The following is an 18,882-nucleotide window of genomic DNA, read 5'->3' on the forward strand; positions in this document are numbered from 1 at the left end:
GTGGCTATTTATTGCCGGATAACGAAATTTTGTTGCGCTCGCTACCCGGCCATTCCAAACAGTTGCAGGATGGTCAAATCAGTCCTGATGAAGCTCGGCAATGTCGTGATAGAGCTCCAGGGCTTCCGGATTGGCCAGCGCCTCGCGGTTCTTCACCTCGCGTCCATGCACGATGTCGCGCACGGCCAGCTCCACGATCTTTCCCGACTTGGTGCGCGGAATATCGCGGACGGCGACGATTTTCGCCGGGACATGGCGCGGCGTGGCGCCGGTACGGATTTTCGCCTTGATGCGGGCCTTGAGATCGTCGTCCAGCGCGACACCTTCGGCAAGCCGCACGAACAGCACCACCCGCACATCCTTGTCCCAGTCCTGCCCGATGCAGAGCGCCTCCGCGACTTCCGGCATCTGCTCGACCTGATTGTAGATCTCCGCTGTACCGATGCGCACGCCGCCGGGGTTCAGCGTCGCATCCGAACGGCCATGGATGACGATACCGTCATGCCCGGTCCATTCGGCAAAATCGCCGTGGCACCAGATATTGTCGAAACGCTCGAAATAGGCGGCCTGATATTTCGCGCCCTCCGGATCGTTCCAGAATTCCAGCGGCATGCAGGGAAAGGCTTTCGTGCAAACCAGTTCGCCCTTCTCGCCCCGCACCGGCTTGCCATCGTCGTTCCAGACATCGACCGCCATGCCAAGGCCCGGGCCCTGGATTTCGCCGAGCCACACCGGTTCCGTGGGGACGCCGAGCACGAAGCAGGACACGATATCGGTGCCGCCGGAAATGGAGGCAAGATGCACGTCGCTCTTGATCGCGTCATAGACGAAGGCAAAGCCTTCCGGCGACAGCGGCGAACCCGTGGACGAAATGGTGCGCAGCGCCGACAGATCATGCGTCTCACCGGGCTTCAGCCCGGCTTTCAGCACGGCATCGATGAATTTCGCCGACGTGCCGAAATAGGTCATGCCCTCGGCGGCGGCATAGTCGAACAGAACATTGCCATCGGGATAGAAGGGCGAACCGTCATAGAGCAGCAGCGTTGCGCCGGAAGCGATGCCCGAAGCCAGCCAGTTCCACATCATCCAGCCGCAGGTGGTGAAGTAGAAGAAGCGGTCATCCTCGCGCAAATCCGCGTGAAGGCGGTGTTCCTTCAGATGCTGCAACAGCACGCCGCCCGCCCGATGCACGATGCATTTCGGAATGCCCGTCGTGCCGGAGGAAAACAGGATATAAAGCGGATGATCGAAGAGCAGCCGGGTGAACTCCACGGCTCTGGCCCGGAATGGCTCAAGGGCCGCATCGAGCGCAATGCCCTTTTCCGCCCTCTCAGCCACGGCTTCCGCTTCGCCCAGATAGGTGACGATGACGGCCCGCTTCAGCCCCGGCAGTTTTGCGGTCACTTCGGCAACCTTGCCGGCCACGTCGATGCGCTTGCCGTTATACCAGTAGCCGTCGCAGGCGAAGAAAAGCTTCGGCTCGATCTGGCCGAAACGGTCGAGCACGCCCTGCACGCCGAAATCCGGCGAACAGGAAGACCAGACCGCGCCGATGGACGAAGCGGCCAGCATGAGGGCAACCGCCTCCGGCATGTTGGGCATCATGCCCGCGACACGGTCGCCGGGCTCAACACCCTCCGCCAGCATGAACTGCTGCAATCTGGACACCAGCGCATGAAGATCGTCCCAACTCAGGCGCCGTTCGACCTTGTCCTCACCGCGGAAGACGATGGCTTCTCCGTCGCCCTCATGGCGCAACAGGTTTTCCGCGAAATTGAGCCGCGCCTGCGGAAAGAACCTTGCCTCGCGCATATGGCCCTTGTCGACAAGGGCCGTATTGCCGCGCTCGCCGACGACCTCGCAGAAATCCCACACAAGCTGCCAGAAACCGGCGCGATCCTCGACAGACCAGCGATGCAGCGCGGCATAATCCGGCAGGCTCAGGCCCGTGCGCTGTTCGGCGCGAATGCGGAACTGCTCCAGATTGCTGGCGGCGATGCGCCCCGCATCCGGCTGCCACAGGGGGCGGTCATGCGAAAGCTGCGTGGGGACTGCGTTGGTGCTCATCATTCCTCCCAGAACCATGCGGAGCAGATCCTCTCCCGATCAACTCCGTCACGGATTTCTAGAAGAGAGTTTCCGATCCGTCCATGCTTTTCCCATGGGCTGACGATCAAGGGCGCAAGAAGAGGCATCTGCAACGCATCATTGCCGCATGAGCAGCGACTGTCTTGCCATGCAAAAAAGCGTGGCCTATTTAAAGCCAGCGCCGGAGTGCAGTTCCTGCCTTTGGCGCAAGAAAGATATCCAGTTCTCAGGGCGGGGTGAAACTCCCCACCGGCGGTAACGGGTCAAGGACCCGAAGCCCGCGAGCGCCTGTCACGGCAAATGTGTCAGGGTCAGCAGATTCGGTGCAATTCCGAAGCCGACGGTCATAGTCCGGATGAAAGAGAACGAGGTTGGAAGCATGCGCGTGCCGGACGGCTTGCCGTCTTCATTGTGTTGTTTTTCTTCCCGTACCCTGAGGTGACAGGCTTGCCAGGGCAAGTTCCGCCGAAACCGGAACGCGCCCTATCGTTTTGCCGCATCTTTGCGTCGCCAGATGTTTTCATTTGGCTGCAAAATGCTCCGAAGGAAGAAACCGTTGAGCCAACTTGCCTCTGCCCCAACTTTAAAACCGACCGTGCGCGGCGCAGCGCTGATGGTCGCGGCCTGTTCGGCCTATGCCGCAGTCAACGTCGCCACCCAATTGGCGGGAACACGTACCGGCATTCCATCCGTCATCATCGCCTTCTGGCAATATGTGATCGCGCTGGTGCTGACACTGCCCATGCTCATTCGCGATGGCGCGGGAGCCCTGCGCACCAGCCGCTTCGGCCTTCATGTCATGCGCGTCGCGCTGGCCGCAGCCGGCGTGCAGGTGTGGATCTACGCGCTTACCCATGTGCCGATCTGGCAGGTGGTCGCCCTTTCCATGACCTCGCCGTTCTTCGTCATCCTTTGCGCGCGGCTGTTTCTGCGGGAAAAGGTCACGCCGGCGCGGCTGCTCACCACATTCGCCGGCTTTGTCGGCGCGCTGGTCATCATCGCGCCCTGGTCGGATTCCTATACGGTCTATTCGCTGCTGCCGGTCCTCGCCGCCGCACTGTGGGCGGGCTATTCGGTGATGACCAAATATCTGACCCGTTTTGAAAGGCCCGCCAGCATTTCGGCCTATATGCTGGTGCTGCTCACCCCCATCAATGCAGCGCTTTGGCTCGCATCCGGCCTCAGCATGACGGCAATCGCCGCGCCGAACGTCGAAATCTGGTCGATATTGATCGTCATCGGAGCTTTCACTGCCCTGGCGCAATATTTCCAGATTGCAGCCTATTCGATCGCGGATGCGGTTTATCTGCAGCCGTTCGACGATCTGAGACTACCGATCAATGTGATTTTCGGCTGGATCGTTTTTGCCGCCGCGCCGGGCATCAACTTCTGGCCGGGGGCCGCGCTGATCGTCGGCGCATCGCTTTATCTGATGCGGCAGGACAGCGGCACGACGCGCACGGCCTGACGGAGCCGGTGGCACGCCTGCCTATCGGACGACAGGCAGGCAGTCTTGCGTGGCTTCGGCAGAGCCGCGCTCATATCCGCCGACCCAAACATCGAGCCTTTTCACCAGCCAGCGGTGGAGCGGATTCTCGAACAGGTGATAGGCAGCAGCCGCGGTCAACACGCTGGCGACAGCAGCCCCACAGATGACCAGAACCGCGCCCGCCGTCGTCTCGCTCCACCGCTCCGGCGCCATTCGGAAAAACATCATCCCGACCAGCGGATGCAGGATGAAGATGCCAAAGCTGTAACGGGAGAGGCTTGCCAGCCGGCGCCATTGCAGCGGCGTATAAATCCCCTGACTGGATGCGAGATAGAGCACATAGACGCCCGTATAAATGAATGCCAGCCGCAAGGGACCTTCCAGTGTGTGGGGTTCGCCCGGGCCGTTTTCCGGGTGGCAGAACAGAAAGACGGCGAGGCAGCCGGCAAGCAGGCTTTTGACGACCGCCCCCGGCATGGCCGGATGTTCCCTGCGGGCAAGCCACATTCCGAACAGAAAGGAAGGCAAGGCCCGGAAGACGCCCACATTGGACAGCTGAATGCGGGTAAGCGACAGGACGCCGAGCTTTTGCGCCAGATATTCGCCTGCCACAGTCGCAACAATGACGCCCACCAGGACCCAGCTCCCGAAACGGCGGCACACCATGTCGAATAGCGGGAAAGCCAGATACATGGCCAGAAGCGCGCTCAGCGACCAGCTGACATAATTGTAGGAGGAGGTGTGGCCCAATCCCCAATTGTGGACCAGCAGCAACTGTGCCAGCCCGTCGCGCCAGCTTGTACTGTGCTCGCCCAGAGGGTGCAGGATTCCCGCCGCCGCGAGGGCGGATAGCAGCGCGAAACAGGAAAAGGCAACCACGTGCAGCGGATAAATCCGCGCCAGCCGCTTGCCGACGAAAGCCACATAACGGGGCCAGCTCCAAAGATAATTCCGCCGCCGCGCCAGAAAGAGCCCGGAAACGATAAAGAAGACATCTGTAAAATAAGAAAAGGCTAATATAAATTCATTCAATGTTTCATTCTTCACCGGAATTCGGAAGGAAAAATGAAAGACGGCGATCCCTATACACAATAGAAACCGCAATCCATCGAAATCAGGAAGCCTGCTCATTCACAAAAGCCATGAAAATTACTTTTACGAAACTCTACTTACCAATTTTTTGGGAGTTGTCGAGCATGGCCGTCCGGGAAAGCCGGTCGAATGTCGCGCGGTTTTCCGGCGCGAAACATTGCTGGTTCGATGACAGCTGTCGCGATGATCGAACTGGTCTGTGACTGGCTTGTCGGGAAGGAAAATTTGGTGGAGCCAAGCGGGATCGAACCGCTGACCTCCTGCATGCCATGCAGGCGCTCTCCCAGCTGAGCTATGGCCCCATCAGACCTCTTTCGAGGTGGGCCAGGCAGGACTTGCTGCCCGGTGTGGCGGCTTATTAAATGGCGTTCGCGAGAAGATCAAGAGCTAAATCGCAACTCTTTTCACATCTGCCAAAAATAATTCACAGATCGCGGCGGTATTCATGCAAGAGGCGCCCAAAACGAAACGAGGCGACCCGAAGGCCGCCTCGCAAAAGCATCATGTCCGGACCGGCTGAATGGATCAGCCTTCTTCGTCGTCGCCGCCGACGCCGCCACCGAGAATGCCCGACATGTCGTCGTCCTCGTCTTCCTCTTCTTCGAGGAAGGTGTCGTCATCGTCGTCGCCCAGATCGACATCGTCGTCGTCGATATCCGGCAGATCGTCGCCGCCGCCCTTGGTTTCGTCGTCGGCGTCCTCGAGCGAGACGAAATCCGGCTTTTCCAGTGCCGTATCCAGTTCTTCCTCTTCGGTTTCCTCTTCAACGACACGGCTTTCAAGCGTGGAGTCGAAATAGGACCGCGGATAGGAAATGCCGGTGTAAGGCGAAACGATCGGATCACGATTGAGATCGTAAAATTTCTTGCCCGTTTCCGGGTCGATACGCTTGGTACCAAGTTCAGCTTTTGCCACGTCTAGCCTCGTTAATTTGCACGGGGACACAAATTCATATTATCGCGCCGGGATGCCTGCCTCGAAGCATACAGCCCATCACCATGCTGCTCACTGAACCATATGGCAAGGGGCAAGTCTCAAGCGCGTTTACAGTGTTGTCCGGTGCATAAACGCAATTTGGCGCGTTTGTCAAAGCCAAACGCACGCGCATATGCAGACTCTTCCGCCTCCGTGTCGCCTGCGCCGCGTATTCGCGGATGACCACACAATATTACTATGCTAGGGAAGCCCCGCTTATCTCTCAATCCCGGCGCGAGATCGCGCCAAAATGTGACTGTGAAAAATCCATGTCCCATTCTGCATCCCCGAAACCAGCAACCGCCCGCCGCTCGGAGGCACTCACGGGCGAAATCCGCATTCCGGGCGACAAGTCCATCTCGCATCGCTCCTTCATGTTTGGCGGTCTCGCATCGGGCGAAACCCGCATCACCGGCCTTCTGGAAGGCGAGGACGTCATCAATACAGGCCGCGCCATGCAGGCCATGGGCGCGAAAATCCGTAAGGATGGCGATGTCTGGATCATCAACGGCGTCGGCAATGGCTGCCTGTTGCAGCCCGAAGCAGCGCTCGATTTCGGCAATGCCGGAACCGGCGCGCGCCTCACCATGGGCCTTGTCGGCACCTATGACATGAAGACCTCCTTTATCGGCGACGCCTCGCTGTCGAAGCGCCCGATGGGCCGCGTGCTGAACCCGTTGCGCGAAATGGGCGTTCAGGTGGAAGCAGCCGATGGCGACCGCATGCCGCTGACGCTGATCGGCCCGAAGACGGCCAATCCGATCACCTATCGCGTGCCGATGGCCTCCGCGCAGGTAAAATCCGCCGTGCTGCTCGCCGGTCTCAACACGCCGGGCGTCACCACGGTCATTGAGCCGGTCATGACCCGCGACCACACCGAAAAGATGCTGCAGGGCTTTGGCGCCGACCTCACGGTCGAGACCGACAAGGAGGGCGTGCGCCATATCCGCATCACCGGCCAGGGCAAGCTTGTCGGCCAGACCATCGACGTGCCGGGCGATCCGTCCTCGACTGCTTTCCCGCTCGTTGCGGCCCTCCTGGTGGACGGTTCCGACGTCACCATCCGCAACGTGCTGATGAATCCGACCCGTACCGGCCTCATCCTCACCTTGCAGGAAATGGGCGCCGATATCGAAGTGCTCAATGCCCGTCTTGCTGGCGGCGAGGATGTCGCCGATCTGCGCGTCAGGGCCTCGAAGCTCAAGGGCGTCGTCGTTCCGCCGGAACGCGCGCCGTCGATGATCGACGAATATCCGGTCCTGGCGATTGCCGCCTCCTTCGCGGACGGCGAAACCGTGATGGACGGGCTCGACGAACTGCGTGTCAAGGAATCGGATCGTCTGGCAGCGGTCGCACGCGGCCTTGAAGCCAATGGCGTTGATTGCACCGAAGGCGAGATGTCGCTGACGGTTCGCGGCCGTCCCGACGGCAAGGGACTGGGCGGCGGCACGGTTGCAACCCATCTCGATCACCGCATCGCGATGAGCTTCCTCGTGATGGGCCTTGCGTCGGAAAAGCCGGTGACGGTTGACGACAGCAACATGATCGCGACGTCCTTCCCCGAATTCATGGACATGATGCCGGGACTGGGCGCGAAGATCGAGCTGAGCAACGCGCAATGACGCCGTTTATCGTCGCTATCGACGGACCGGCCGCTTCGGGCAAGGGAACCCTTGCCCGGCGCATCGCCATTCACTACGGCATGCCGCATCTGGATACGGGGCTGACCTATCGCGCCGTCGCCAAGGCGCTTCTCGACAAGGGCCTGCCGCTCGACGACGAGGCGGTGGCGGCTGAGGCAGCACGCAATCTCGACCTGCGCGAGATGGACAAGGCCGTCCTTTCCGCCCACACCATCGGCGAGGCGGCCTCCAAGGTCGCCGTCATGCCGAAGGTCAGGCGGGCGCTCGTCGAGGCGCAGCGCAATTTCGCCAATGCCCTGCCCTCGAGCGTGCTTGACGGGCGCGACATCGGCACCGTCGTCTGTCCCGATGCGGCGATAAAGCTCTTCGTCACGGCGTCGCCCGAAGTGCGTGCGGAGCGCCGCCATGAGGAAATCGTGGCGCGCGGCGAGGAGGCCGATCTTGCGGAAATCCTCGCCGATCTCAGGAAGCGCGACGAGCGTGACACGAACCGGATCGATTCTCCCTTGAAGCCCGCGGAAGACGCGCACTTGCTTGATACGAGCGAAATGAGTATAGAAGCGGCATTTCTGGCCGCAAAAAAGCTGATCGATCACGCTTTGGCGCAGCATCGGGGATGAAATCCGGCAGGTTTTAAGGCCTTTTGGATATCATTGTGCCTCGAAACGCTGGATTATCCTGAGTTCGGACCTATATAGGCTGCACTCATACTGAAAAGCCTGACTTCGCGTTCCACGCGCCGGTTGTCTGCAAAGACGGGGCCGAGGTCGGGCACAACGCAACACTAACCCCCGGCGCTGCATCCGATGAATTTTCCGGATGCACCAGGAGTATTCATGTCAGAATTCAATCCATCCCTCGCAGACTTCGAGTCGCTGCTGGCGGAATCCTTTGCCACGAACGACCTTGCTGAAGGTTATGTCGTCAAGGGCCGCATCGTGGCCATTGAAAAGGACATGGCGATCATCGACGCCGGTCTGAAGGTCGAAGGCCGCGTGCCGCTGAAGGAATTCGGCGCAAAGGGCAAAGACGGCTCGCTGAAGCCGGGCGACGAAGTGGAAGTCTACGTCGAGCGCATCGAAAACGCTCTGGGCGAAGCTGTCCTGTCGCGCGAAAAAGCACGCCGTGAAGAAAGCTGGGTCAAGCTCGAGCAGAAGTTCGCCAACGGCGAGCGCGTCGATGGCGTGATCTTCAATCAGGTCAAGGGCGGTTTCACCGTCGACCTCGACGGCGCTGTTGCGTTCCTGCCGCGTTCGCAGGTCGACATCCGTCCGATCCGCGACGTCACCCCGCTCATGCACGTCCCGCAACCGTTCGAAATCCTCAAGATGGACAAGCGTCGCGGCAACATCGTTGTCTCGCGCCGTACCGTTCTTGAAGAAAGCCGTGCGGAACAGCGTTCGGAAATCGTCCAGAACCTTGAAGAAGGTCAGGTCGTTGAAGGCGTCGTCAAGAACATCACCGATTACGGTGCGTTCGTCGACCTCGGCGGCATCGACGGTCTGCTGCACGTGACCGACATGGCATGGCGCCGCGTCAACCATCCGTCGGAAATCCTCACCATCGGCCAGACGGTCAAGGTGCAGATCATCCGCATCAACCAGGAAACCCATCGTATCTCGCTCGGCATGAAGCAGCTCGAGAACGATCCCTGGGATGGCATCGGCGCGAAGTACCCGATCGGCAAGAAGATCACCGGCACCGTCACGAACATCACCGACTACGGTGCGTTCGTCGAAATCGAGCCGGGCATCGAAGGCCTCATCCACGTTTCCGAAATGTCGTGGACCAAGAAGAATGTCCATCCGGGCAAGATTCTTTCCACCACGCAGGAAGTCGAAGTCGTTGTGCTCGAAGTTGATCCGGTCAAGCGCCGTATCTCGCTCGGCCTCAAGCAGACCCTCGACAATCCGTGGACGACCTTTGCCCAGAAGTACCCTGTCGGCACCGTTGTTGAAGGCGAAGTCAAGAACAAGACCGAATTCGGCCTGTTCATCGGCCTCGACGGCGACGTTGACGGCATGGTTCACCTCTCCGACCTCGACTGGAACCGTCCGGGCGAACAGGTCATCGAAGAGTACAACAAGGGTGAAGTCGTCAAGGCTGTCGTTCTCGACGTTGACGTCGAGAAGGAACGCATCTCGCTCGGCATCAAGCAGCTTTCCGGCGACAAGGTCGGCGAAGCAGCAGCTTCGGGCGAACTGCGCAAGAACGCCGTTGTGACCTGCGAAGTGACCGCCGTTACCGACGGTGGCCTGGAAGTCCGTCTCGTCGACCACGATCTGGAAAGCTTCATCAAGCGTTCGGATCTGTCGCGTGACCGCGACGAACAGCGTCCGGAACGCTTCACGGTCGGTCAGAAGGTTGACGCCCGCGTCATCGCCTTCGACAAGAAGACCCGCAAGCTGCAGGTCTCGATCAAGGCGCTCGAAATCGCCGAAGAAAAGGAAGCTGTCGCTCAGTACGGTTCGTCCGACTCCGGCGCTTCGCTCGGCGACATCCTCGGTGCCGCTCTGAAGAAGCAGGAAAAGAACTAATCTTTTCCTCTTTGACCGAACATGGAAAAGCCCGCCTTATGGCGGGCTTTTTCGTTATTGAATGGGGACACGCACATTGGCGGGTAAACGGTCTTGCAGCACCACGTCATAGAGAACGCTGCCAACGCAAATCGAAGCGCAATGCTCGCAGAAGAAAGGCCGGGATGTCACCATTCCGGCCTTTCACACATTTCACTAAAGCCTTTTTATTGTCCGATCGAGCTAGGCAACACTGAGCATATGGATCAGGCCAAGGCTGATGGCGCCGAGAGCCACCAGCGAAAGCACTGCCGTCAGCGTGACGCGGCCACCGGCGGAAGCCACCGAACGGATATCCACGCCGAGGCCAAGGGCCGCCATGGAAACGATGGTGAGGATTGTCGAAGCAGACTGGATACCGGGCAGGATCGATTCCGGTATCAGGTGCAGCGAATGCAGCGCCATCATGCCGAGGAAGCCGAGGATGAACCATGGCACAAGCTGGAAGAAGCCAGGCTTGGCATTCGCGTCCTTGTTTCCGGCAAGTAGCGCCAGAGCCAGAATGACCGGTCCCAGCATCAGCACGCGCACGAGCTTCACCAGCGTGCCAAGCTGCACGCTGATCGTGGCGACCGGGGCGGTGGCGGCCAGCACCTGCGGCACGGCATAGACGGTAAGTCCCGCCAGCACGCCATATTGCGTGTGCGACAGCCCCAGAAGCGGCACCAGAAGCGGCAGGAGCAGCACGACGGCCACGCCCAGAATTGCAGTGAAGGCGATAGAAGCCGCCACGTCCTCGCTTTCCGCACCGATGACCGGAGCGGTTGCGGCGATGGCGGAATTGCCGCAAATGGAATTGCCGCAGGCGACCAGCACGGCCATGCGGTGCGGAAGTTTCAGCAGGCGTCCGATCCCGTAGCTGAGCGTAATCGCCAGCACCACGACGCCGGCAATGCCGAAAATGAGCCCCGAACCCGCAGCCACGACAGCGCTCGCGCTGATGGACGCGCCGAGCAGCACCACGGCGATCTCCAGAAGCAGCTTGGCCGAAAAGCCTATACCCTTGTTGAACTGCGGACCCGGACGCAGGAACGTCCGCACGAGCGTGCCGAGGAGAATGGCGATTACCAGCGCTTCGAGCCAGGCGCGACCCGCATAATGTTCCTCGACCCTCTCAATTCCGATTGCCGCGATTGCAACCGCGACGCTCAGGCCAAGTCCCGGGAGGATGTTCTGGATCTTTGAGTAGGTCATTTTCTGAATACTGCGCTGAAAAGAATTATTTTCCGATCAGATGCCCGATTTTACCTGTTCAATCCATTTCATTATATGTCATATTTCATTCGGTAAAATCGAACGATCATTGCTATGACACTGGAACAGCTACGAATTTTCATTGAAGTTGCCGAGCGCGAACACCTGACGCGAGCCTCGGAAGCCCTGCATCTGACCCCTTCAGCAGTCAGTTCGGCCATCCGGACCATGGAGGATCGCTACGGGGCAACGCTTTTCAACCGCATCGGGCGGCGGATCGAACTGACCGGCGACGGACGCATGTTTCTGGACGAGGCGCGCGCGACGCTGGCCCGCGCCCGTTCCGCCGAGCGAATGCTTTCCGAACTTGGCGGTGGCAAGCGTGGCATTCTTGCCATCCATGCCAGCCAGACCATTGCCAGCTATTGGCTGCCGTCTTTTCTGGCACGGTTTCACAGCGAGTTTCCGCTGATCGATGTGCGGCTGACACTCGGAAATACGGAAAGTGTGACCCAGGCGACAGAGGAAGGCGTTGCCGATATCGGCCTTGTGGAAGGGGCGGTGCAGGCTCCGTCGCTGTCGATCACCAAGGTTGCAAGCGACCAGCTTATTCTCGTGGCGCGTCCCGACCATGACTGGGCCGCGGGCGGGAAACTGACCTGGGACCGGCTTTTCGAGGGGAAATGGATATTGCGAGAGCAGGGATCGGGAACGCGCAGCGTTTTCGAGGATGCCATGCGCGCTTCCGGATACAATCCGGCGCGGCTGCATGTGGCGCTGGAACTGCCCTCGAACGAGGCCATCTGTTCGGCGGTGCGCTCCGGCGATTTTGTAACCGCCATATCCGAACTTGTCGCCGCTCCGCATCTGAAAGCCGGAACACTGGTGAAGGCAGGCTTTGCCCTGCCGCAACGCCAGTTTCTCATGCTGCAGCACAATGACCGCTACAGGACGAAAGCGCTTCAGTCTTTCGCCAATTTGCTAAGCGGCGGAGATCAGCGGATCTGACGCAACAATTCCGGCTGCGGGAAGCAGGTGGAGGCCATGCCATTCTTCGCCTGCCACAGGCCAATGGAGCGGCGGGTCTTGAAGCCGGGGAGGCCATCCGGCTTGCCGACATCATAGCCCAGCACCTGCATGCGCTTCTGCATCGCGCCGATATCGGAGCGATACATGGAGCCGACACCGCCCCATGCGTGACTGAAATCGCCCGCGCCATAGGCGATGCGATCACCGACATGGCCGATGAAGAGCGCATAGAGATCGCTCATATTATAGTCCTTGAGCACGTAGAAGTTCGGGCTCACCACGAAGGCCGGGCCATAGCGACCGGCGGGCATGAGCAGGAAGCCCTCGCTCTTCATTTCATTGGCCGGAAATGGCTTGCCATTCACACGCGTGATGCCGAGCTTTGCCCATTCGGCAATCGTCTTGCCCTGATCCGGACCTTCCAGCGAACAGGACACGTTCTGCGGAACGCTGACCTCAAAACCCCAGTCACGCCCCTTCTGCCAGCCATGCAGTTTCAGATAATTGGCGATGGAGGCGAGCGTATCGGGGACCGAATTCCAGATGTCGCGCTTGCCGTCGCCGTCGAAATCGACGGCGTGCTTCAGATAGGAAGTCGGCATGAATTGCGGCTGACCGAGCGCGCCCGCCCATGAGCTTTTCATGGCGCTTTCATCGATATAGCCCCTGGAAGCGATTTCGAGCGCGGCTATCAGTTCCTTGCGGAACATGTCCTTGCGGGTCGCCATAAACGCCTTGGTGCCGAGAACCTCATAGGCATTGTACGGAATCTTGACCGTGCCGAAGCCGGATTCGCGGCCCCAGACGGCAAGCAGGATCGGCCCCGGAACGCCGTATTTCTGTTCGATGCGCTTCAGGAGGCTGGCATATTGGCCATAGCGCGCCTGTCCGCCGCTTGTGACGGCGCTCATCGTCCTGGCATTGAAATATTTGCCAGGCGCACCGAATTCAGCCTGTTTCTGCTCTTTCGGCGTCGAGGGCTTTTCGCCGGGAATCACGAGATCGGGCAGTTTCCAGTTGATCGAGACACCGGCGAAGGCCTGATCGAACACGGCGCGGGACACGCCTGCCGCCTTCGCTTCCGGCCAGAGGTCCTTTTCCAGCCAGCTGCGATACTGGTTTTCAACCTGCGCTTTGGACGGCGCGGCGATGGCGGGAGAAATGGCAAGGCTGGCAACCAGTGCAAGACCAATCTTCAGGCTATGCTTCCAATTTCCCGCTGCCATGCCTTCTCCATTAGTTCTAAAGGGTGGTTCTTGCCCGCAAGGCGGCAGCAAGCGTGCCTTCATCCAGATAATCGAGTTCGCCGCCGACCGGAACGCCGTGGGCGAGCCGTGTCACGCGCACGTCGAAGCTCGAAAGCTGGTCGGTGATGTAATGCGCGGTGGTCTGGCCTTCGACGGTGGCGTTGACTGCCAGAATCACTTCCCTGATTTCACCGGCGGCGACGCGCTCCACCAGTCCTTTGATGTTGAGATCGTCCGGGCCGATGCCATCGAGCGGCGACAGGCGACCGCCCAGAACATGATAGCGCACATTCATCGTACCGGCGCGCTCCAATGCCCAGAGATCGGACACGTCTTCCACCACGATGAGGGTGGCGGGGTCGCGGCGCTCATCGGTGCAGATCGTGCACGGATCGCTTGTGTCGACATTGCCGCAGCACGAACAGATGCGCACCTTTCCGGCGGCCTCCTGCATGGCGCCGCCAAGCGGCACCAGAAGCGCTTCCTTCTTCTTGATGAGATGCAGCGCCGCGCGACGGGCCGAACGCGGCCCAAGCCCCGGCACACGGGCCAGGAGCTGGATGAGACGTTCGATTTCTGGACCGGCTATTCGTTTGGACATTGGCTTAAGGGAGTAAGGGAATAGGGGAATAAGGGAGTAGGGAACGGGATCAAGGGGAGATGCGGCATGGCGGCAGTCAGCCCACCAAAACATACTCCCCTATTCCCTTATTCCCCTACTGCCTTAAAACGGCAGCTTAAACCCCGGAGGGATCGGCAGGCCGGCGGTGAGCGACTGCGTCTTTTCGGCCATGGCCGCTTCCAGCTTGGCCTTGGCGTCGTTATGCGCGGCGATGATCAGGTCTTCGAGGATCTCCACCTCTTCTTCCTTCATCAAAGTCGGGTCAATCTTCAGCGCCGACAGGGTGCCCTTGCCCGACAGGGTGATCGTCACCAGCCCGCCGCCGGAAGAGGCCGAGGCCTCCAGATTGGCGATCTCGTCCTGCATGGCCTTCATCTTGGCCTGCAATTCCTTCGCCTGCTTCATCATGCCCATCATGTCACGCATGGGTTTACTCCATCATTCCGTAATTCAGTCGTCTTCAGACAGGGCACCGGGTGTTTCCGGTATTGCATCGAGGTCAATGTCCTCGTCATCATTCTGTTCCGGCACGGCGATGCGCACGTCGGTGATCTTCGCGCCCGGAAAGGCCGCGAGAATGGCGGCAACATCGGGATCGGCGCGGGCGTCGGTCACCAGATTGTCGCGGCGCTCGGTCTCCGCCTCCGAAATGGTCTGCCCCGCCACGTCGCGGGCGACGGTAACGATCCAGCGAATGCCGGTCCAGTTCAGGAGGCGCTGTGAAATGTCGCTCGGCAGCGATTTCGGCGCGTCGTCGGTCAGGCCGATTTCGAGCCGTCCGGGTGCAATGGATGCAAGGCGCACACAGCTCTTGACCAGAATCTTGAACTGCATGTCGCGGTGCTTGTCGGCGAGCGCGACGACATCGTGCAGGCTGTTGACCGGAACGGAAGGTTGCGGCGTGGGCTCCACGAATTGCTGGGGCGCGACCGATGGCTCAACCGGCTGCGGCGGCGTTTCCACGATACGCATGGCCGTGGCCGGACCGCCGGAGGCAGGAGCCATCGAAGACGAGCCAACCGCATCGGCGGCAAAGCGCGCTTCAGGCTGACCGCCGCCGCCATTCGGGCGCGGGCTGCCCGGCTGCGGGCGCGGCGCTGCAACCGAACCATTGTCGAGACCGCGGATCGCTTCGTCCAGCGTCGGCAGATCGGCTGCATGAGCAAGCCGGATCAAAAGCATTTCGGCAGCCTGTACCGGCCTCGCCGCCGTGTCGACCTCCGCAATGCCCTTGAGCAGCATCTGCCAGGTGCGCGACAGCACGCGGACGGAAAGCTTCTGCGCGAATTCGCGGCCGCGCACACGCTCGTCTTCCGACAGCGACACGTCTTCCGCCACATCCGGCGTAAAGCGCAGGCGCGTCACCAGATGGTTGAAATCGGCAAGATCGGTCAGCACCACCGACGGATCGGCGCCCACATCATATTGCGCGCGAAACTCGGTCAGAGCGCCAGCGACATCGCCGCGCATCAGCATCTCGAACAGGTCGATGATACGGGCGCGGTCGGCAAGGCCCAGCATGGAGCGCACGGCTTCCGCCGTGACGGCGCCAGCGCCATGCGCAATGGCCTGATCGAAGATCGACAGCGAATCGCGGGCCGAGCCTTCGCCTGCGCGGGCGATCATGGCGAGCGACGCGTCGTCCACCGCGATCTCTTCCGCTTCCGCGATGCGGCGCAGATGTGCGGCTAGCGTGCCCGATTCGATGCGACGCAGGTCGAAGCGCTGGCAGCGCGACAGGACCGTGATCGGCACTTTTCGGATTTCCGTGGTGGCGAAGATGAACTTGACGTGCGGGGGCGGCTCTTCCAGCGTCTTCAGCAAGCCGTTGAAGGCGGCAGTGGAAAGCATGTGCACTTCGTCGATGATATAGACCTTGTAACGCGCGGAGACCGGGCGGTAACGCACCTGCTCGATGATCTCGCGAATGTCGTCGATGCCGGTATGCGAGGCGGCGTCCATCTCGATCACGTCGACATGGCGGCCTTCCATGATCGCCTGGCAGTTTTCGCCCGGTACGGAAAGGTCGATGGTCGGCTGGTCAACCGTATCGGTCTTGTAGTTGAGCGCGCGCGCCAGAATGCGCGCCGTCGTGGTCTTGCCGACCCCGCGAACGCCGGTGAGCATCCAGGCCTGCGCGATGCGGCCCGTCTCGAACGCGTTTTTGAGCGTGCGGACCATCGGCTCCTGGCCGATGAGATCGTTGAAATTCTGGGGGCGATATTTGCGGGCGAGAACGCGATAGGCCCCATCGGCAGCAAAGCCGGCGGATTTTGTGTCCATGAGCTGCCCTTCCGTTCTTCCTGTTCCGCTTTTTTTCCCAGTCGCCAGTTTGGACCGGACTCATGAGCGACGTCAACCAAAGAGGCTGCCCATCAACAGTCGTCGGCGTCGTGAGAAAGGGTGGGAGGCTGGCACGATGACCCGTGCCGTGGCTCGTTAGGGCTGCTTCCTTCCGGACCTGACCCGGTTGGCGAGTGGCTCGTCCACCACCAACCTCCCGGCTTGCATATCGTCAATTGTGAAGCAAAATGCAAGAAGGGCACCGTGCAAAAAGCAAGCGCCGGGCGAAAAAAACTGATAGAAACCGCTTATGGAACAATTCGAACTCGATAAACGGCTCAATGCCGACACGTTTTTTGTCGCCAAGCTCGGCCTGTGCGAGCTTCGGCTGATGAACGACCGGCGCTGGCCGTGGCTGATCCTGGTGCCGCGCCGCCCTGACCTCACTGAAATTCACGACATGACGCCGCTGGACCAGACCATGCTGACGTTCGAGACCGGCATCGTGGCGCAGGCGCTCAAGACAGTGACGGCGTGCCACAAGATCAATACCGGCGCGCTCGGCAATATCGTGCGCCAGCTGCATCTGCATGTGATCGCCCGCAGCGAGGGCGATGCGGGCTGGCCTGGCCCGGTCTGGGGCTTCGGCACCCGCGAGACCTATGACGAAAAGGACGCCCACCGGCTGATCGCCGATATTCTCGCGGCGCTGTAGATCTGGTTGAACACGCCACTTTCCCGAAAACCATTCACAGTTTCGGGACAGGCTTCTGATCCCCTGAACAATATTCGAGAGCACCATGGCTTTCCGTCTCTACGACCTGCCGGAAATAGAACCGAGTCGATCTGTCGGGTTTTCCGGCAACCGGATCGACCGCCAGTCCGAAAAGCGGCAGGATGATTCTGCCTTCACGGCGCTGGAACTTCCCGAAACGCGAATCATGCTGCTGGGCGGCAACAGGCTGCTTCTCGACTATGCCGATGAGAATGCGCCGCGCGCGCTGTTCCGCCTCGGCGAGGCGAAGGAATTTGCGGCCGATCTTCAAGAGCCTATTCTGCTCGGCCTTCAGGACGGCGTGCCTATCGTGGCTCTGACGACCCCGCTTGATCCGGAGACGATGGAAGCACCGTTCCGGCTGCAGGATTATCGCAGCATCTACACGGAAGGGCTGGTTTCAGCCGACCTGCTGGGCGCGCTGGCGCAGGCGGCGGCGCTCACCGCGTGGCACACCAATCATCGATACTGCGGGCGCTGCGGCACAAAAACCGACATGCGAGGCGGCGGGGCCAAGCGGCAATGCCCGAACTGTGGCGCCGAACATTTTCCACGCACCGATCCGGTGGCCATCATGCTGCCGGTGCGCGGCGAGAAATGCATTCTGGCGCGTGGGCCGCATTTCGCGCCCGGCTCCTATTCCTGTCTTGCAGGCTTTATCGAGCATGGCGAAACGATCGAGGCCGCCGTGCGCCGCGAAAGTGTGGAGGAAATGGGGCTCTCCATCGGCCGCGTCGCCTATCACGCGAGCCAGCCCTGGCCGTTTCCCTATTCGCTGATGATCGGCTGTCATGCCGAGGTCTTGAGCGACGATTTCACCATCGACCGCTCGGAGCTGGAAGACGGCCGCTGGTTCTCCAGGGCCGAAGTGCGCACCATGCTGGCGGGTACACATGAAAACGGGTTGCGGGTGCCGCCATCCGGCGCCATCGCAACCCATCTGATAAAAGCCTGGGCGGAAAACTGATCCCGCCCGATATTCTCTGGATTACTCGGCGGCGAGCAACTGCGTGCCGCGAATATCGCTGCCCTGATAGACGCCGAGAATGCGTACTTCCTTGGTGAAGAAGCGCAGTTCCTCCAGCGCAAGCTGGAGATTGTGGTCTTCCGGGTGCCCCTCGACATCGGCATAGAACTGCGTGGCGATGAAACGCCCGCCGATCTGATAGCTTTCGAGCTTGGTCATGTTGATGCCATTGGTGGCAAAGCCGCCCAGCGCCTTGTAGAGCGCAGCCGGGACGTTGCGCACGCGGAAGACAAAAGTCGTCACGATGCGCTCGCCGTTTTCCGGACGCGGCGCCCACTGCTTGTTCTTGGACAGGACCACGAAGCGGGTCACGTTGTCTTCCGAATCCTCGACATTTTCTTCCAGAATATCGAGGCCGTAGAGATCGGCAGCAAGGCTTGGCGCAAGCGCCGCCATCGAACGGTCCTTCATGTCGGCGACGAGACGCGCGGCCCCTGCCGTATCGCCCGCGATGACGCCCTTCCAGCCATTCTGGCGGATGACGTTGCGGCATTGGCCGAGCGCATGGACGTGGCTGTGAACGGTCTTGATTTCCTCGCGCTTGACGCCCGGAAGCACCATGAGCTGGAAATGGATCGGCAGGAAATATTCGCCAATGATGTGCATGTCGGCAAGCGGCAGCAGATAATGAATATCCGCGACGCGACCGGCCAGCGTGTTCTCGATGGGGATCATCGCAAGGTCGGCGGCGCCGGTTTCAACCGCGTTGAAGGCATCCTCGAAAGTCGGGCACGGCAAAGGCTCCATGTCGGGAAACATGTTGCGGCACGCCGTATCGGAATTTGCGCCCGCTTCACCCTGGAAGGAAATCCTGTTGGTCTTCATCGTGTCCATGCTTTCTC

Annotated in this window: 16 protein-coding genes, 1 tRNA gene, 1 other RNA gene and 1 riboswitch; of the genes, 7 read left to right on the plus strand and 11 right to left on the minus strand. The window is 60.4% G+C overall.

Annotated elements, in window-relative coordinates:
• Positions 1-78: 78 nt before the first annotated feature.
• The gene (locus JNC63_RS13305; RefSeq protein WP_063881956.1) at positions 79-2,067 is read right to left on the minus strand and encodes an acetoacetate--CoA ligase; all 1,989 of its coding nucleotides are present in this window, start codon (positions 2,065-2,067) and stop codon (positions 79-81) included.
• A gap of 239 nt (positions 2,068-2,306) precedes the next feature.
• Positions 2,307-2,459: riboswitch (FMN riboswitch) on the plus strand.
• Between the two features lie 185 nt (positions 2,460-2,644).
• Here JNC63_RS13305 and JNC63_RS13310 point away from each other — a divergent pair.
• Positions 2,645-3,556 (plus strand): DMT family transporter, encoded by a 912-nt coding sequence (locus tag JNC63_RS13310; RefSeq protein ID WP_281182056.1) that lies wholly within the window; start codon positions 2,645-2,647, stop codon positions 3,554-3,556.
• Between the two features lie 21 nt (positions 3,557-3,577).
• On the opposite strand, the gene JNC63_RS13315 is transcribed toward JNC63_RS13310, so the two are convergent.
• From JNC63_RS13315 to JNC63_RS13325, 3 genes are all read right to left on the minus strand, one after another.
• Positions 3,578-4,708: an acyltransferase family protein gene (locus JNC63_RS13315; protein ID WP_063619893.1), complete on the minus strand. Its 1,131-nt coding sequence runs from the start codon at positions 4,706-4,708 to the stop codon at positions 3,578-3,580.
• A 187-nt stretch (positions 4,709-4,895) separates the two neighbouring features.
• Positions 4,896-4,971 (minus strand) — tRNA-Ala (locus JNC63_RS13320).
• Positions 4,972-5,194: 223 nt separating this feature from the next.
• The gene (locus tag JNC63_RS13325) at positions 5,195-5,584 is read right to left on the minus strand and encodes a TIGR02300 family protein (RefSeq protein WP_006471224.1); all 390 of its coding nucleotides are present in this window, start codon (positions 5,582-5,584) and stop codon (positions 5,195-5,197) included.
• Positions 5,585-5,913: 329 nt separating this feature from the next.
• Between JNC63_RS13325 and aroA the strand changes: the two genes are divergently transcribed.
• The 3 genes from aroA (at position 5,914) to rpsA (ending at position 9,824) form a co-directional block, all read left to right on the plus strand.
• Positions 5,914-7,266: a 3-phosphoshikimate 1-carboxyvinyltransferase gene (gene aroA / locus JNC63_RS13330; RefSeq protein WP_063619892.1), complete on the plus strand. Its 1,353-nt coding sequence runs from the start codon at positions 5,914-5,916 to the stop codon at positions 7,264-7,266.
• Positions 7,263-7,907, plus strand: a complete 645-nt coding sequence (gene cmk, locus JNC63_RS13335; RefSeq protein WP_063619891.1) for a (d)CMP kinase — start codon at positions 7,263-7,265, stop codon at positions 7,905-7,907. Before aroA ends, cmk begins: the two co-directional genes overlap by 4 nt.
• A gap of 216 nt (positions 7,908-8,123) precedes the next feature.
• On the plus strand, positions 8,124-9,824 hold the full coding sequence (gene rpsA / locus JNC63_RS13340) for a 30S ribosomal protein S1 (protein WP_006471225.1): 1,701 nt from the start codon (positions 8,124-8,126) through the stop codon (positions 9,822-9,824).
• 222 nt (positions 9,825-10,046) lie between these two features.
• On the opposite strand, the gene JNC63_RS13345 is transcribed toward rpsA, so the two are convergent.
• Entirely contained in the window at positions 10,047-11,057 is a 1,011-nt protein-coding gene (locus JNC63_RS13345; protein WP_006465742.1) for a YeiH family protein, read from the minus strand.
• A gap of 114 nt (positions 11,058-11,171) precedes the next feature.
• Between JNC63_RS13345 and JNC63_RS13350 the strand changes: the two genes are divergently transcribed.
• Positions 11,172-12,065 (plus strand): LysR family transcriptional regulator, encoded by an 894-nt coding sequence (locus tag JNC63_RS13350; protein ID WP_063619890.1) that lies wholly within the window; start codon positions 11,172-11,174, stop codon positions 12,063-12,065.
• Here JNC63_RS13350 and JNC63_RS13355 read toward each other — a convergent pair.
• From JNC63_RS13355 to ffs, 5 genes are all read right to left on the minus strand, one after another.
• On the minus strand, positions 12,053-13,312 hold the full coding sequence (locus JNC63_RS13355; RefSeq protein ID WP_063619889.1) for a lytic murein transglycosylase: 1,260 nt from the start codon (positions 13,310-13,312) through the stop codon (positions 12,053-12,055). The genes JNC63_RS13350 and JNC63_RS13355 overlap by 13 nt on opposite strands.
• Positions 13,313-13,328: 16 nt before the next feature.
• On the minus strand, positions 13,329-13,934 hold the full coding sequence (gene recR / locus JNC63_RS13360; protein WP_063619888.1) for a recombination mediator RecR: 606 nt from the start codon (positions 13,932-13,934) through the stop codon (positions 13,329-13,331).
• 123 nt (positions 13,935-14,057) lie between these two features.
• Positions 14,058-14,381 (minus strand): YbaB/EbfC family nucleoid-associated protein, encoded by a 324-nt coding sequence (locus JNC63_RS13365; protein ID WP_006465738.1) that lies wholly within the window; start codon positions 14,379-14,381, stop codon positions 14,058-14,060.
• A 24-nt stretch (positions 14,382-14,405) separates the two neighbouring features.
• On the minus strand, positions 14,406-16,238 hold the full coding sequence (locus JNC63_RS13370) for a DNA polymerase III subunit gamma/tau (protein ID WP_063619887.1): 1,833 nt from the start codon (positions 16,236-16,238) through the stop codon (positions 14,406-14,408).
• A gap of 120 nt (positions 16,239-16,358) precedes the next feature.
• Positions 16,359-16,456, minus strand: an RNA gene (ffs, locus tag JNC63_RS13375) — signal recognition particle sRNA small type.
• Between the two features lie 92 nt (positions 16,457-16,548).
• Here ffs and JNC63_RS13380 point away from each other — a divergent pair.
• Complete coding sequence (locus JNC63_RS13380) at positions 16,549-16,953, plus strand: HIT domain-containing protein (protein WP_063619886.1); 405 nt, start codon at positions 16,549-16,551, stop codon at positions 16,951-16,953.
• A gap of 85 nt (positions 16,954-17,038) precedes the next feature.
• Positions 17,039-17,980, plus strand: a complete 942-nt coding sequence (gene nudC, locus JNC63_RS13385; RefSeq protein ID WP_063619885.1) for an NAD(+) diphosphatase — start codon at positions 17,039-17,041, stop codon at positions 17,978-17,980.
• Between the two features lie 21 nt (positions 17,981-18,001).
• On the opposite strand, the gene JNC63_RS13390 is transcribed toward nudC, so the two are convergent.
• Positions 18,002-18,865, minus strand: a complete 864-nt coding sequence (locus JNC63_RS13390) for a prephenate dehydratase (protein ID WP_036593082.1) — start codon at positions 18,863-18,865, stop codon at positions 18,002-18,004.
• Positions 18,866-18,882 lie beyond the last annotated feature (17 nt).

The organism is Brucella ciceri, assembly GCF_041930145.1.
GTDB lineage: Bacteria > Pseudomonadota > Alphaproteobacteria > Rhizobiales > Rhizobiaceae > Brucella > Brucella intermedia.